Below are 15,205 nucleotides of genomic sequence, written 5' to 3'. Positions count from 1 at the left end.
GGCGCTACGCTTCACCTTCCTTGTGACGCTCCGGATCGAGCAGCACGTCGAGCGTATGAAGCAGTTCCGGAAAATCGACCGGCTTGCTGAGGTGAGCATCGAAGCCCGCATAATGCGCCGCGCGCTTGTCCTCTTCCCGGCCGAACGCCGTCACCGCCATGGCCTTCAGGCCCGCGAGCGACGTGTCGGCGCGCACGCTCCTGATGAGCTCGTAACCGTCGATGCCGGGCAGTTGAATATCGGTGATGAGCGCATCGACCGGACCCTTCGCGAGCAGTTCGAGCGCCTGCTCCGCGCTCGATGCGACCTGCACGGACGCCTGCTCCAGTTCGAGCAGCGCGGCGAACGATGCGGTCGCCTCGGAGTCGTTGTCGACGAGCAGCACGCGCGCGCCCGCGACAGGCCGCGCACGTCCCTCGCTTCGCGTCGGCACGGCTTTTTGCGTGGCCGCCGCCGGCAGCCAGACCGATACCGTCGTGCCACGGCCGATGCCATCGGAGTGCGCCTCGATGCGCCCGCCGTGCATCTCGACGAGCTGCTTCGCGAGCGCGAGCCCGATGCCGAGGCCGCCGGACGTCGGATTGCGCCCGCCTTGCCGGTACATGTCGAAGATATGCGGCAACGCCGATGCCTCGATGCCCTGCCCCGTATCGGCGACATCGATACGCACCATGCCGCCGTCGCGCGCAATGCGCAGATCGACCGAACCGCCGCGATCCGTGAACTTCAGCGCATTGGAGACGAGATTCCAGATGATCTGCTCGCAGCGCACCGCGTCGGCGAATGCGTAGATCGGCTGGTCGAGATTGCTCGCGCTCAGCCGGATTTCGCGTTGCGCGGCTTCGCGCTCGCTGGCCTCGGTGATGCGCGCGAGCACGGCGGCGACATCCACCGGCGCGATGCTCAATGCGAGCTTGCCGGTGCGCACGCGCGAGAGATCGAGCAGATCGTCGATGATCTGCGCCTGGCCGCGCACGGCACGGCGGATCGAATCCGCGGTTTCCTGCACCACTTCGATGCCGCGCGTTTCCGGCAGGCGCGGCAGAATCTCCGCCTTCATGCCGATGAGATTCAGCGGATGCTTGAGCTCGTGCGAGAGCATCGCGATGAAGTCGTCCTTCAACTGGTTCGACAGCGACGCCTTCTCGCGCTCCGCGTGCTCGTGCGCGAGCGCATCGCGGTTCGCGTCCTCGCGCTGCTTGCGCTCGGTCAGATCGCGCGCGATCTTCGCGAAGCCCGTGAACGACGGGTCCGAGATCGGCGTCACGACGCCGCTGCAATACACGCGGCGTTCGTCGCGCGTGACGTGCCAGCGTTCGTCGTCGGCGCGGCCCTCGCGCGCGGCGATCTCACGTTCGCGCGCGGGCACGTGCGCTTTGCGGTCCTCCGGGCTGTAGATCAGCGCGATGTCCTTGCCGACCACTTCCTTCTCGCTGAAGCCGAAGATGCGCTCCGCGCCCGCGTTCCACGTCACGATGACCCCGTTCGGGTCCTGCACGATGATGGCGTAGTCGTTGGTCGATTGCGCGACGAGCCGCAGACGCTGCTCGCCGATGCGCGCCAGTTCCTCGGCCATGTGCCGCGCCGTGATGTCGATGAGCGTGAGCACCGCGCCGTCGATGCGGTCATCGGCGGTGCGATACGGCAACAGGCGCATCAGATACCACTTGCCGTCCGAGCTTTCCACTTCGCGCTCGATCAGCTTCAGGGTCTCGAACGCCTGCTTCACGTCGTCGGCGAGCGAGGAATAGCGCAGCGAATGCGTGATGTCGAAGAGCGAGCGGCCGATATCGACATCGATCAGCTTGAAGACGCGCGTCGCGCTGTTCGTGAAGCGCTTGACGCGGATCTGCTTGTCGACGAACACCGTGGCGATTTCCGTCGACGCGATGATGTTCTGCAGGTCGTCGTTCGCCTTCGCCGTGTCCTCGACACGCGCCTGCAATTCGGCATTGACCGTGGTGAGCTCCTCGTTCACCGATTGCAGTTCTTCCTTGCTGCTTTCGAGTTCCTCGGTCGCGGAGCGCAGCTCTTCGTTGATCGCCTGCAGCTCCTCGTTGGACGCCTTCAGCTCCTCGACCGTGGTCTCGTGCTGCTCGATGGTCGTCGCGAGCTGCTCGCGCGTGTGTTGCAACTCGCGTTCGAGCTGCATGAGCAACGGGTCCTGGCCTCGCTCCTCGGGCAGTCCTTCGTCGGCCATGTGCTCCTGAACTTCATCGAACAGCACGAGGAAGAAATCGGCGTTCACGCCGGTATCGTGGAACGGACGCACCGTCATGTTGACCCATACGCCGCGGCCGTCCTGTGTGAGCTTGACGCGCCGCGCCGCGCCTCGACGCTGCCGCCCGTCTGATGCGCGCGAAAGAGCGTCGTGCGCAGATCGAGCCGCAGTTCCGGCAGCACCAGCGCCATGATGTTCGATGACAGCTCGCCGCCGCCGTGGCGCAGGAAGCGTCCCGCCGTCGTCGAGAGATGCACGATGTTCGAATCGCGATCCACGACGACGCTCGGCGGCGCATATTCCTCGAGCACGCGCTGATGCAGCGCCGCGAAGGAGAAGCTGCGGCGCTCCGGCGTCTCCGGGCTCGTGGTCATCACCGGCACGACCGCGGTCGTGAGGTCCTCGCGCGGCGCGACGTTCGCGGGTCCGAGCGACGGAAACGAAACCGGCGGCTTGACCCGGTTCAGCACGGTGCGCGCGCGGTAGATGCGGCTCTTCTTATCGACGATGGTGAAGAGATCGTCGGCGGTATCGGCGGATTCGGCCGTGCCGAGAAAGAGATAACCGCCCGCGCGCAACGCGAAGTGAAAGAGCTCGAGCACCTGCCGCTGCACGGCGCGATCGAGATAGATCAGCACGTTGCGGCACGAGATCAGGTCGAGATGCGAGAACGGCGGATCGCGCAGCAGGCTGTGCGCGGCGAACAGGATGCGCTCGCGCACCGACTTCACGATCTGATAGCGCCCGCCTTCCTGCTTGAAATAGCGGCGCAGGAGCTCGGCCGGAATATCGCTCGAAATCGAGCCGAGATAGGAGCCCGCGCGCGCCTGCGCGATGGCGGGCTCGTCGATATCGGTGGCGAAGACCTGATAGGTCGTCTCGAAGCCGGCGGTCTCGCGCGCCTGCGCGAGCATGATGGCGAGCGAATACGCTTCCTCGCCCGTCGAGCAGCCGGGCACCCAGACGCGGATCTGCGCCTCGCCCTTGGTCGAATCGAGCAGCTGCGGCACGACATCGCGGCGCAGCGCTTCGAACGCGTCGCGATCGCGGAAGAACTGTGTCACGCCGATCAGCATGTCGGCGAGCAGGGACGTGGTTTCGTCCGGATTCGCGCGCAGGAAATCGCGATACGCGCCGATGTCGCGCAGCCCGTTGACCTGCATGCGCCGCTCGATGCGCCGCAGAATGGTCGCGCGCTTGTAGTGGCGGAAGTCGTGTCCGGTGCGCACGCGCAGTTGCATGAGGATGTCGCCGAGCGCGCGTTCGGCGCCGCCCGCCGTGGGTGAGACTTCCTTCTCCGCCGCCTCGCCGCCTTCGGTGATCGGCAGATGGATCTTCTTCGCGTTGGTCCAGAGATCGAGCAGCTTTTCCGGCATCTCCGCCGCGGGCAGAATGAAGTCGACCTGGCGCGTGGTGATCGCATGTTGCGGCATCTCGCCAAAATGCGCGTCCTCCGGCTTCTGCGCGACGGTGATGCCGCCCATCTCCTTGATGCGCGACAGGCCCGCCGCGCCGTCGGAGCCCGAGCCCGACAGCACGATGCCGATCGAGCGCGTGCCGTGCGCCGTCGCGAGCGTCGCGAAGAAGTGATCGATCGTCGCGGGCGACCCGCTCGCGCCCGCGCGATCCACCGCATGGAGAGACCCCTCGGACATCTCCAGATGCTTGCCCGGCGCATTGATGTAGATGTGGTTCTTCTCGATCGCCGTTGTCGTGGACACCTGCGTGACGGGCATGTCCGTCACGCGCTGGAGGACTTCGTCGGCACGGCTCAGGTGATCCGCCGCGAGATGTACGATCACCACGAACGCCATGTCCATTTCGGACGGCGCATTGTCGAAGAAATTGAGCAACGCTTCGATGCCGCCCGCCGACGCGCCCATGCCGACCACAGCGAACGGCAACGGCTCGAAATTCTCGGAAGGCGGCGCCTTCGTACGACTGCTGGTCATGTCTCCGAGTCCTCCAGATTCACCCACTCTTTCTGATCGCCGCGCATTTTCTTCGAGTTCACTCGTGATCCGCCATGCCTGTCTTCTGACATCTCTGGTATTGGAATTATTGCTCCACGGAAACGCGCCGGCGACTGCCCGCGCGCCTCTTTTTTGACGGCATCGATTGTAGTGTACGCAACGGAACCGTTCGGGTGATGAATATCATCCGGATGGTTTCCGTACGTCATTGAGCGATTCGAAGCCGCAAAAAAACGCCGCCGTACGGGGGCGCGGGAGGAAGAATTTTTTGGTGAATTATGCAGGGAGACTGCGAGCGATCCTGCTGATTCCGCTATTTCGAATCGTTCGCGGCGAGCGGCGTCGGCCGAATCTCCGGCTCGACGACCGCTTCCGCATGGCCGTCCGCCGGCAGTTGTGCCTGCGCGTTGCGCAGACGCATGATGGTCTGGCGCGACGTATTGAGCGAACGCGCGATCTCGGTCACCGTGAGCCCGGCGTCGAGCGAGATCATGGCCTGGCGCTGCTGCGCCTGCGACAGCGAACTCGGGCGCCCTTGCGCAATGCCGCGTTCCTTCGCGGCGGTTGCCGCCTCGCGGGCACGGCTGCGGCGTGTGACGCGCTCCAGGTCTTCGGCGAGCCGCAGCGCCTCGACGAACGCTTCGCCTTCCCCCGAGCAGAGGTCGTGCTTGCCATAGGCGAGACACACGACGGAGATGCCACGCTTGCCGAGCAGGTCGATGCTCGCGACCACGTCCTGCACGCTGTTTCCGAGGCACCAGAGCCTCGTCGTGACCAGTAAGTCACCAGGCTGCAGGCGCCGCAGCACGCGCTGAAAAGCCGGACGCGCGCTCGCGGACATCGTGCAACTGCAGCGCTCGACGAAGACCGCGCTCATATCGACGAAATAGCCCGCAGCGTCGATCTCGAACAGGTCGAGTTCGTGTGTCGGCACACCCCTGCTTTCCTCGAAGACATACACGACGCTTGCCATCGGCCTGACCTTTTCTGAACCCGAAAAATAGGCACCCGTCGCCCAGCAGGTGAGACGGCGCCCACGCCTGAGTATGACAGTGGGACCTACTGATGCAATGTACGTAAGCCTGGCGTTTCGAACATGGCGCCACGCCAGTGCGGGTCTGACCGGGCGGCCGGTAGCGGCCGCACCGCGGCGTTTCAGGCGGCGGCGGGCGTGCGCCAGAGGCGCCGGTCCACTTCGTCCTTTCCGGACATGAGCGCAAAATCGCAGGCCTCGTCGGCGGAGGCGAAATGTCCAAGCACGCCGCTCGCGCGCTGGAGCCCGTCGGCGTCGCAGATGATCGTCATCGCCGCGTAGAGGCCGCGGTCGTAGGCCGCCATCGGCGTGATGATGAAGCCGCGATAGTTGAACTGAGGCTGATTCATGGCGCCCTCTCTCTCGTCTATTGACTGTCTTTGCTCTTGTCGGGCCCAGCGGGCCGCCGAAAAGGTGTGCGCAGATTGTCCATCAGAAGAATAGGGAGACGATTAGGGAAAACCAGAAAGACGCCGCGTCCGGAAACTTCCCCTTGGGACTGACCGACCGGACGTTCAGAGTTCCGGCCGCGCGAGATCGGCTTCGACCACCTGATCGCCGCGCTCGAGCGCCGCGGCAACCGCGGCAGCCTTGGTAGCAAACGGACCGATATTGTCCGCACCGTCGAATGGAAACAGCAGCCTGCCGTCGGTCTTTCGCACGACTTTCAGCGTGCCGAAAAAGCCGCTCGCGGTGCTACCCCTGTACGAAGCGTAGATCTGAAAATCGTCCACGCCGGTTCCGGGCGTAGGCGCCATCATGCGCGTCGGAAACAGCACCAGCTTGGGACGCTTGCCGCTCGATTGATTCACGGAAACCACCGCTCGTTGACGTTCGATGAACTCATTTTGCGTCACTGATTAAGCGAAGGCTCTGTACGTAAGCCGTCCTTTCCCCGGCCTGATTCCTGCATATTTCGCCGCGCTACACAGTTCCAAAGGCACAGTCATTGCTTAAACTTCACCGATGTCCGCGCGGAGATGTCATGTCCATCCAACTCGTTCTTCCGCTTCCGTTCGACGCCGCCTTCGAGGTGATTCCCGACGACGAAGCGCAGACCACGGTCGAGCTGGTGCAGACGATGCGCGCCATCGCCGAGACGACCTACAAGGACCATGGATACGCCCTGCGCAGCGTGCATGCGAAGAGCCACGGTCTCGTCATCGGTGAAATGCGCGTGCCCGGCGGCCTGCCCGCGCCCTACGCGCAAGGCGTGTTCGCGCGGGAAGCGGTGATGCCCGTCGTCATGCGCTTCTCGACCAATCCGGGCGATGTGCTCGACGACAAGGTGTCGACGCCGCGCGGCCTCGCGCTCAAGCTGATCGGCGTGGAGGGCGAGCGCCTGCCCGGCAGCGAATGCCATTGCACGCAGGACTTCGTGATGATCGACGCATCCGCGTTCACCGCAAGCACACCGAAAGCCTTTCTCGCCAGTCTGAAGCTGCTCGCCAAAACGACGGACAAGGCGCCCGGCTCGAAAGAGGTCTTGTCGGCGGTGCTGCGCGGCGCGCAGACGCTGGTCGAAAAGCTCGGTGGCGAGAGCGGCATGGTGAAGAGCCTCGGCGGCCATCCGCAGACGCATATCCTGGGCGAGACCTTCTATACGGCCGCGCCGCTGCTGTACGGCCCATACTTCGCGAAGATGAGCGTCGCGCCGGTGTCGACTGAGCTCACGGCGCTGACCGATGCCCCGGTCGATCTCGACGGCAAGCCCAACGCATTGCGCGACGCCGTGAGCGATTTCTTCGCGGCGCATGGCGGCGAATGGGCGTTGCGCGTGCAGCTCGCGACGAACATCGACACGATGCCGATCGAGGACGCCTCCGTGCGCTGGCCCGAGGACGAGAGCCCGTACGTGGCGGTGGCGCGCATCCGCGTAACGCCGCAGGCGAGCTGGAGCGCGGCGCGCGTCGCGGCGATCGACGAGTGCATGGCCTTCAGCCCGTGGCACGGCGTGCGCGCGCATCGGCCGCTGGGCGGCCTCATGCGCAGCCGCAAGCCGGCTTATGAGATGTCCGCGCATTTCAGGCGCGAGCGCAACGCCTGCCCGATGAACGAGCCGGTCGAAGCGCCGCAACCGGGAGATTGACCGCCTGACGGCCCGCTCGTGAAACGCCGCGTTCATTGCACCTATTTTCTGAAAATCGTTCCCCGACCAATTCCCAACGACGGCTGGACGGGAGACGCCTGGTTTTCCCGCCGCAGCGATTATCGTAAGCACGCCGACGTTCCGAAAGTGTCTTTCGCGAGCCACGTCGCGGCGCCCACCGCGGCATCGGCGGAGGCGGCGATCGCCGCCTGGGCGCACGATTTCGTCGCGACGAGCAGCAAGGTCGTGGAATCGTCGCTGCGGCTCGCGGAAGGCGCGTGAATCGAAGCAATGCGAACCGGTTCCGCCGATCAACACCGCGCGAGCGCCGCATCGACGTCGATCAGATGCCGCGCATATCCGGCCTGTATCAGCGCGTCCCGCACGCGCCGGAGATCGCGCGCGATGGCTTCATCGTCGCGTCCGGCAGACGATGCCGCGAGCGCCCGCCCGCGCGCCGCGAACAATTGCGCCCACGGCAGCGGCTCCGCGTGCGTGTATCGTTCGAGCGCGTCGGCGTGACGAAGCGCGAGCGCCGCATCGCCGGCGGCGAGCCATGCATCGATGGCATCGCGATGAAACCACAGATGGTTGTGACCCACGGCGCCCAGCCGCAGCAGATCCGCGCCTTCTTCGATGAGACGCGCGCGCTCGGCGTCATCGTCGACGGCGAGACTGAGCGCGCCCAGCGTCTTCGGCGCGCTGAACTGCATGCCGACCTCCCGGCACAGCGCAAGCGATTCGCGCAGCACGCGCACGGCCTCCTTGCGATCGCCGCCGTCGAGCAGCAGGCGTCCTTGCAGCTCCAGGTTCTGCGCCTCGAAGCGGCGCGCACCCAGTTGCCGGATGAGCGCGCGCTCCTGATCGAGATGACGCTGCATCGCGCGTGCATCGCCCAGTTCATGGCACGCGAACACGCCGAGCGTCTCGCATAGCAACTGCGCGCGCGCCTGTCCGACGAGCGCCGCTTCGCGCGAGCCTTCGACGGCATCGGCGCGCGCCTCGCGCGCTTCGTTGAGATACATGCGGCTGAAGCCGATCATCGAGCGATTCGCCACTTCGATGCGGCCGAAGCCGTGCTCGCGCGCCAGCGCGACGGCGCCGCTGAAGTGCTCGAACGCGCTCTTCATGCGGCCTTGCGCGTAGGCCGCGTCGGCGAGACCGCCGAGCGCGCGCGCCTGTGCTTCCGGCGCGTTCAGACGCTTCGCATACGCGAGCCCGCGCTCGTGCTCGGCCCTGCATTCGTCGATGCGCCCGAGCGGAAACAGGATATTGCCGCGCAGATGATGCAGCCGCGCGAGCTCGCTCACGCGCTCGTCGCGCTCCGCCGATTGCTGCGCGGCATCGATGAGCGCGAGCGCTTCGGCAAGGCCTTCGTTCACGCGCAGACCTTCGGCGAGACCGAGCTGCGCGTCGCAGAGACGCGTGTCGTCGGGCGCGTGCGCGACGGCCGCGCGATACGTCTCGATCGATGCCGCGATATCGCCCAGATCGCGTTGCAGCTCGCCCTTGAAGCACATGAGCGCATGACGCTCGCGTGACGTGCGCGCGATCTCGAGCCCGCGCGCGACGAGCTGCAGCGCCGATTCGGTGAAGCGGCTCGCACGTTGCGCGATGGCCGCATCGAGCAAGGCTTGCGGCGCGCGCTCGTCGTCCGCGCGATCCAGATGCTGCGCGTGCAGCACGGGATCGCTCTGCGCGAACCACTCGGCCGCGCGCCGATGCAGGTCGCGGCGCGGCCCGCGCAGCAGCGTCGAATAAGCGCTCTCCTGGATCAGCGCATGCGCGAACAGAAAGTTGTCTCCTTCCGGGACGATCAGCGCATTCGCGACGAGCGCGCCGCAGTCGTAGCCGGGATCGTCGATCAGATGCCGCACGAGCGCGGCATCGAAACGCTGCCCGATCACCGACGCCGCGCGAAACGCCGTCCGGTCGCGCGGCGCGAGGCGGTCCATGCGCGCAAGCATGAGAGTCTGGATCGACGGCGGAATCATCTCGCCGCTGCCTTCCTCCACGTTATGCAGCAATTGTTCGAGAAAGAGCGGATTGCCCGCCGCGCGTTCGATGCACGCGAGCGCGACGCGCTGGGTCGCATCGATGAAATGGCTCGCGAGCGAGAGCGATTCCTCGCGCCGCAGCGGGCCGAGATCGATCGTCGCGAGCGGCCGGTCGCGCAGGCGCGCGCGCCATGCGGCATCGAGCGGATCGCCGTCGATGCGCGACGTCATCACGAGCAGCCCGGCGCCTTGCGCGATGCCCGCGGCGAAGGCGGCGAGATAGCCGAGCAGTTGCGCATCGGCCCAGTGCAGGTCTTCGACGACGATCATCGCCGGCGCGCGGCGGCAGGCGTCCGCCGTCAGCGCGGCGACGACCGCCTCCTTGCCGCGTTTGCGCGCGGCGTGATCCATCGCGTCGTAAAGCGAGCGCCATTCGCCCGCTTGCGGCAGATCGAGCAGATCGTGCAGGAACATGCGTGCTTCCGGCATGACGACTTGAGCGTCCACGAGGCGATCGGCGGCGGCTTGCGCTTCGTCATCGCCGGCGGATGACGACAGGCCGAGCAGACTGCCGATGATCGCGTGCACCGGGTCCTGCCCTTTGCCGACACCGAAATCCAGCACGAGCCCGCGATGCACCGTGAGGCCGAGCGTCTGCCCGAACGCGCGCATTTCCTCGACGAGACGCGTCTTGCCGATGCCCGCCGGGCCCCGCACATAGATCACATGTCCCGCGCGCTGCCCGACGCACACGCGCGCGATCACGCGGAACTGTTCCAGCTCCGTCTGCCGCCCGACGAATCGGCCGCGGCTGGCGTGACTGGGTTCGCGCATCGCGCTGTGCAGGCGCCAGACGCGCACGGGCGCATCGATGCCCTTGAAGTGCATCGCGCCGGTCGAATCGCAAACGGCGTTGTCGCCGAGCGCGCGGCGCACGCCATCGGACAAGAGCGTCTCGCCGGCGCCCGCCGCCCCGACGAGCCGGGCGGCGAGGTTCACCGAATCGCCATGCACCGTGTAACTGCGCGCTCCTGCGCGGCCCATCGCGCCCGCCACCACTTCGCCGCTCGCAATGCCGATATGCGCCTTCAGCGGCCGCGCGTTCCTCGCGGTGAAGTCGGCGAGCGCCGCGTGGATATCGAGCGCGGCGCGGGCCGCGCGCAGCGGGTCGGTCTCGTGCGCGCGCGGTGCGCCGAAGAGCGCCATTACCGCATCGCCGATGTGCTTGTCCACCGTGCCGCCATACGCGAGCACGATGCCGTCGACGATATCCGTGAAGCGGCCGATCAGCTCGCGCAGTTCTTCGGCATCGATGGCTTGTGCGAGCGCGGTGTAGCCGCAGAGATCGGCGAAGAGGATCGTGACTTGCCTGCGTTCTTCGGCAGGCGCGGCTTCATCCGCAAGCGCGGCATTCGCGGACGCGATTGCCGCGAGCAGCCGCTTGCGATGCCCGAGCGACCGGACGCCGAGCTCCTTCAGGTCCGCGTCGGTCAGGCCGGGCAGCATCGCGGCATCGATATCGTTCTCTGCGAACGCCTGTGCGTATTGCCCGAGTCCCAGCCCGCCCAGCCATTGTGCGATGTCCATCGTCGTCGCGCCACGCCACGGTTTCTTCGATTCTAGTGCGCGTGGAGCGATGCCGATGCACGCCTGTCAGCGGCGCGCTTCGGTCGCCATTCTGACCGCGAGGCCGGCGAGCACCGTGCCCATCAGCCAGCGTTGCATCAAGAGCCATGCGGGCTTGCGCGCGAGAAACACCGCGATCGATCCGGCCGTCATCGCGACCGTCGAATTGACGGCGATGCTCAGCATGATCTGCACGACGCCAAGCAGGAGCGACTGGCCGAGCACACTGCCGTTCGCCGGGTCGATAAACTGCGGCAGCAGCGACAGATACAGCACGGCGATCTTCGGATTCAGCAGGTTCGTGACGAAGCCCATCGCGAAGAGCTTGCGCGGGCCGTCGACCGGCAGGTCGCGCACCTGAAACGGCGAGCGTCCGCCGGGCTTCACGGCCTGCCACGCGAGATACAGCAGATAGAGCGCGCCGCCGAAGCGCAGCGCGTCGTAAGCGAAAGGAATTGCGATGAGCAGCGCGGTGATGCCGAACGCCGCGCACAGCATGTAGAACACGAAGCCGAGCGCGACGCCGCCGAGCGAAATGAGCCCAGCCGTGCGGCCCTGGCAGATCGAACGCGAGATCAGGTAGACCATGTTCGGCCCCGGCGTGAGGGCCATGCCGAGGGCGACGAGAGCGAATGCGAGCAGTTGAGGGGTGTGGGGCATCGGGCGGGCTCCGGCGAGAGAAGTCGATGCATTCTCTTGCCGGAGGCGCGGCTATGCCAGATACAAAACGGGCGCTGCGCGTCGATACACTTGATCGGTAGCGAAGCACGCGCAGCGCCCTTTGCATCAACGCATGCCGCCGCTCGCGATCAGGTTCTCGCCCGTCATCCAGCGCGCATCGTCCGATGCGAGGAACACCGCGATCGATGCGATATCGTCCGGCTGGCCCAGTCGTCCGAGCGGCGTCTGCGCGAGCGCGGCCGCATCGAAATCGGAGCCGATGATGCCCGCGCTATGCGTGCCTTCGGTCACCACGACGCCCGGATTGATCGAGTTCACGCGGATCTTTTTCGCGCCGAGCTCGCGCGCGAGCACGCCGGTGATCGCATCGACGGCGCCTTTCGTGCCGCTATAGACCGCGCTCGCCGGCGGCGTGATGCGGGTCACGACCGAACTGACGTTGATGATGCTCGCGCCTTCGCCGAGATGTTTCGCGGCGGCCTGCGTCGTCAATAGCGTGCCGAGCACGTTGATATTGAACTGCTTATGGAAGTGCTCTTCGGTGATGTCTTCGAGCGGCGCGAACTCGTAGACGCCCGAGTTGTTGACGAGAATATCGAGGCGCCCATACGTTTCGATAGCGGCATTCACGATGCCCTGCGCATCCGCGGCTTTCGACACATCGCCGCCGACGGCAATCGCACGCCCATTCGCTTTCGCGATGTCCGCGACGACGGCATCCGCGCCCGCCTTGCTGCTCGCATAGTTGACGACGACTGCCGCGCCCTCTGCCGCGAGCGCCCTGGCGATAGCGGCTCCGATACCTTTCGATGCGCCCGTGACGACCGCCACCTTGCCTGCGAGTTTGCTCATGATCGATTCCTTGGAGAGGTTATTTAATGCGGGGAGTGTCCGGTTGCGTTCCACGAAACCGGCGTGACAGCATCCAATGTAGACATCTCTTCGAGCGCAATAAAGCCGCGTAGAGTGAACAGACTTGCAGGCTCAGACGAATAATCATTGCCGGAGGCGGCACATGGACACGAACACGCTTCGCACCGATACGCGTTTCGCCGGTCAGATACCCGAGCTTTACGACCGGCTCCTCGTGCCGATGCTCTTTGCGCCCTACGCCGCCGATATCGCGAAGCGCGTGGCCGCGCTCGCACCGTCGCGTGTTCTGGAAACGGCTGCGGGCACCGGTGCCGTCACGCGTGCGATGGCGCGTGCGTTGTCCGCGCCCGTCGATATCGTCGCGACGGACTTGAATCAGGCGATGCTCGATCGCGCGGCGATGACCGGCATCGACAAGCCCGTGACGTGGCAACAGGCGAATGCATTGCAACTGCCTTTCGATGATGGGAGCTTCGATATCGTCGTCTGTCAGTTCGGCGCGATGTTCTTTCCCGACAAAGCGGCTGCGTTCGCAGAGGCGCGTCGCGTGCTGCGAGACGGTGGCACGCTGCTGTTCAACGTGTGGGACCGTATCGAAGAAAACGAGCTTGCCGATGCGATCACCGACGAACTCGGCCGCCTCTTTCCCGACGATCCGCCGCTCTTCATGAAACGCACGCCGCACGGTTATTTCGCTCAGGAAGCGATCTCGCGCGATCTTTCCGCTGCGGGCTTCGATGCGATGCCGCGCTTCGATACGGTGACGCATCGGAGCCGCGCGGCATCGGCGCAAGAGGCCGCCATCGCGTATTGCCAGGGCACGCCCTTGCGCAACGAGATCGAATCGCGGAGCGGCGCGAGTCTCGATGAGGCGACATCGGCGTGTGCTGCGGCCATTGCGGCGCGCTTCGGTTCCGGTCCCGTCGATGGCAAGATTCAGGCGCAAGTGATCGCCGTGCAGCGGTGATACTAGCGCGCCGCCTTTCGATCCAGCACGCGATCGAGCCAGGCGATCAGCGCGTCCGCTGAACACGACGCGCTTCTGTAGCCGATATGCCCGTCAGGCCGCACGGCCCACGCCATGCCGTTCTTCGCGCCGAACGCGCCGGCGAATTTGCCTTCGGTATCGCTCAACGTTCGATACGCTTCCTGCGCGGGCTTGAACGCCGATGCGTTCGCAAGCTCCGGCGACACGATCAACACCGCGCTTGCCGCCGCGCCGAGTGACGCGCGCCACGCGTCGACGGCCGTATCGAATGCGGCGATGCGTGCGCCGTCGGTGTCGTCATCGACATAGCCGACGAGCGTGTGACGCCCGCGCCCGAGATGATCGCGCAGCCGCTGCGCATGTCCGACGAACGCCTGCACGAGGCCGCCCGCGTCCGGCGCGCGATCGCCGGGCGCGGGCCATTCCGTCGCCATGTCGGCGCATTCGTCCGCGACGATCGGACTGCCGCGATAACCCACGAGCAATTGCGTCTCGCGCATCGCAGGCTTGATTTCGCCGTGCGCGAGAACCGTGTTCAACGCACGGCTCGTCGATTCGACGACATCGAGCCCGACTGGCCGCCGCTCCGCTTCGTAACTGTCGAGCAGCGACGCGCCCGCGACACCGCGCGCCACGAGCGCGAGCTTCCACGCGAGATTGTGCGCGTCCTGCAAGCCGGTGTTCATGCCCTGCCCGCCGACCGGCGGATGAATATGCGCGGCGTCGCCCGCGAGAAAGACGCGTCCGCGCGCATAACTCTGCGCGATGCGATGGCTCACGCGATACACCGACGACCACCGCATCGACGAGAGCCGCGTGTCCTTCGGCAGAACCGGCAGCATGATGCGCTCGATCTCGGCGAAATCGGGCATGGCGTTCAGCGTATGGCGGGCGGCATCATCGGGAAGAAGGATCATGGACAGCCGATAGCGGCGCGCCGAACCGCGCACCGGCAGCGCGGCGAGCGAGGTCGATCCAGCGCCGCCCTCGCCCGATACGTTGAAGCGATACATGCGGCCGCGCGGCAGATGCCAGTCGACATCGACATCGGCGAGCATGAAGGTCTGCGGATATTGATCGCCTTCATAGGCCACGTCGAGCCGATGCCGCACCGTGCTGCGCGCGCCATCGCAACCGACGAGCCAGCGGCATCGAATGATGCGGCTCTCGCCGCAGGCGTCCTGGATGCGCGCATCGATGACATCGCCCGATTCCGTGAAATCGACGAGCGTCGCGCCGTATTCGACGTGCCCGCCGTTGCGCGCGAGCGCCGCTTCGAGAATGCGCTCGGTCTCGAACTGCGCAAGCGAGAGCGCGCCATACGGCAGCCCTTCGCGCGGAATCTCCGCACTGAACGCGAGCGTGCCGTCCTGAAAGGTGTCCGCGCCGGTGAGCCACACGCCCGCGTCGATCGCATCGCGTGTCATGTCCAGGTCCTCGAATATCTCCAGCGTGCGCGCCGTGACGCCGAGCGCCTTCACGAAGAAGACGCGCTCGTCGTGCGCGTCGATCACGCGCGCCTTCAGGCCGTCGCGGCGCAGTTCGGCGGCGAGCATCAGGCCGACGGGCCCCGCGCCGGCAATCAGCACATCTGTCGTATCGAGCATGATGCGATTCCTCCTGAAGAAACCGGGAATGCCTTGGCGCGGGACGAAGGTCGTCGGCTGGTTTCAGGGAGAATAGCCGCTAAGTACGCACTCGTGGCGCGCTTGTCGTGAGGGTAA

At 65.9% G+C, this 15,205-nt stretch carries 10 protein-coding genes and 1 pseudogene; 3 read left to right on the top strand and 8 right to left on the bottom strand.

The window, feature by feature from the left end:
* Positions 1–4 precede the first annotated feature (4 nt).
* The 4 genes and pseudogenes from AWB78_RS28455 to AWB78_RS28440 form a co-directional block, all read right to left on the bottom strand.
* A pseudogene (locus tag AWB78_RS28455) lies at positions 5–4,173 on the bottom strand (CheR family methyltransferase).
* 334 nt (positions 4,174–4,507) lie between these two features.
* Positions 4,508–5,167 carry a recombinase family protein gene (locus AWB78_RS28450; RefSeq protein WP_062609544.1) on the bottom strand — a complete coding sequence of 220 codons (660 nt, stop codon included), beginning with the start codon at positions 5,165–5,167 and terminating at the stop codon, positions 4,508–4,510.
* A gap of 182 nt (positions 5,168–5,349) precedes the next feature.
* On the bottom strand, positions 5,350–5,577 hold the full coding sequence (locus AWB78_RS28445) for a hypothetical protein (RefSeq protein WP_062609542.1): 228 nt from the start codon (positions 5,575–5,577) through the stop codon (positions 5,350–5,352).
* A 165-nt stretch (positions 5,578–5,742) separates the two neighbouring features.
* Positions 5,743–5,988, bottom strand: coding sequence for a DUF6723 family protein (locus AWB78_RS28440; protein WP_062609597.1), 246 nt, complete (start codon positions 5,986–5,988; stop codon positions 5,743–5,745).
* Between the two features lie 224 nt (positions 5,989–6,212).
* Here AWB78_RS28440 and AWB78_RS28435 point away from each other — a divergent pair, with 224 nt between their 5' ends.
* Together AWB78_RS28435 and AWB78_RS49395 are read left to right on the top strand one after the other, a co-directional pair.
* Positions 6,213–7,316: a catalase family protein gene (locus tag AWB78_RS28435; protein ID WP_062609540.1), complete on the top strand. Its 1,104-nt coding sequence runs from the start codon at positions 6,213–6,215 to the stop codon at positions 7,314–7,316.
* 147 nt (positions 7,317–7,463) lie between these two features.
* On the top strand, positions 7,464–7,598 hold the full coding sequence (locus AWB78_RS49395) for a hypothetical protein (protein WP_269768954.1): 135 nt from the start codon (positions 7,464–7,466) through the stop codon (positions 7,596–7,598).
* Positions 7,599–7,627: 29 nt separating this feature from the next.
* Here AWB78_RS49395 and AWB78_RS28425 read toward each other — a convergent pair whose 3' ends face one another.
* The 3 genes from AWB78_RS28425 to AWB78_RS28415 all read right to left on the bottom strand — a co-directional run bounded on the left by AWB78_RS28425 (position 7,628) and on the right by AWB78_RS28415 (position 12,472).
* On the bottom strand, positions 7,628–10,900 hold the full coding sequence (locus tag AWB78_RS28425; RefSeq protein WP_062609535.1) for an adenylate/guanylate cyclase domain-containing protein: 3,273 nt from the start codon (positions 10,898–10,900) through the stop codon (positions 7,628–7,630).
* 66 nt (positions 10,901–10,966) lie between these two features.
* Complete coding sequence (locus AWB78_RS28420) at positions 10,967–11,599, bottom strand: LysE family translocator (RefSeq protein WP_062609533.1); 633 nt, start codon at positions 11,597–11,599, stop codon at positions 10,967–10,969.
* A gap of 126 nt (positions 11,600–11,725) precedes the next feature.
* Positions 11,726–12,472 carry a glucose 1-dehydrogenase gene (locus AWB78_RS28415; protein ID WP_062609530.1) on the bottom strand — a complete coding sequence of 249 codons (747 nt, stop codon included), beginning with the start codon at positions 12,470–12,472 and terminating at the stop codon, positions 11,726–11,728.
* 163 nt (positions 12,473–12,635) lie between these two features.
* On the opposite strand from AWB78_RS28415, the gene AWB78_RS28410 reads away from it, so the two are divergent.
* On the top strand, positions 12,636–13,460 hold the full coding sequence (locus AWB78_RS28410) for a class I SAM-dependent methyltransferase (RefSeq protein ID WP_062609526.1): 825 nt from the start codon (positions 12,636–12,638) through the stop codon (positions 13,458–13,460).
* 2 nt (positions 13,461–13,462) lie between these two features.
* On the opposite strand, the gene AWB78_RS28405 is transcribed toward AWB78_RS28410, so the two are convergent.
* Positions 13,463–15,088, bottom strand: a complete 1,626-nt coding sequence (locus tag AWB78_RS28405) for an FAD-dependent monooxygenase (RefSeq protein ID WP_062609524.1) — start codon at positions 15,086–15,088, stop codon at positions 13,463–13,465.
* Between the last annotated feature and the right edge of the window lie 117 nt (positions 15,089–15,205).

It is taken from the genome of Caballeronia calidae (genome assembly GCF_900044055.2).
GTDB lineage: Bacteria > Pseudomonadota > Gammaproteobacteria > Burkholderiales > Burkholderiaceae > Caballeronia > Caballeronia calidae.
The sequence above is the reverse complement of the archived record's forward strand: the minus strand, read 5'-3'. Positions and strand labels throughout refer to the sequence as shown.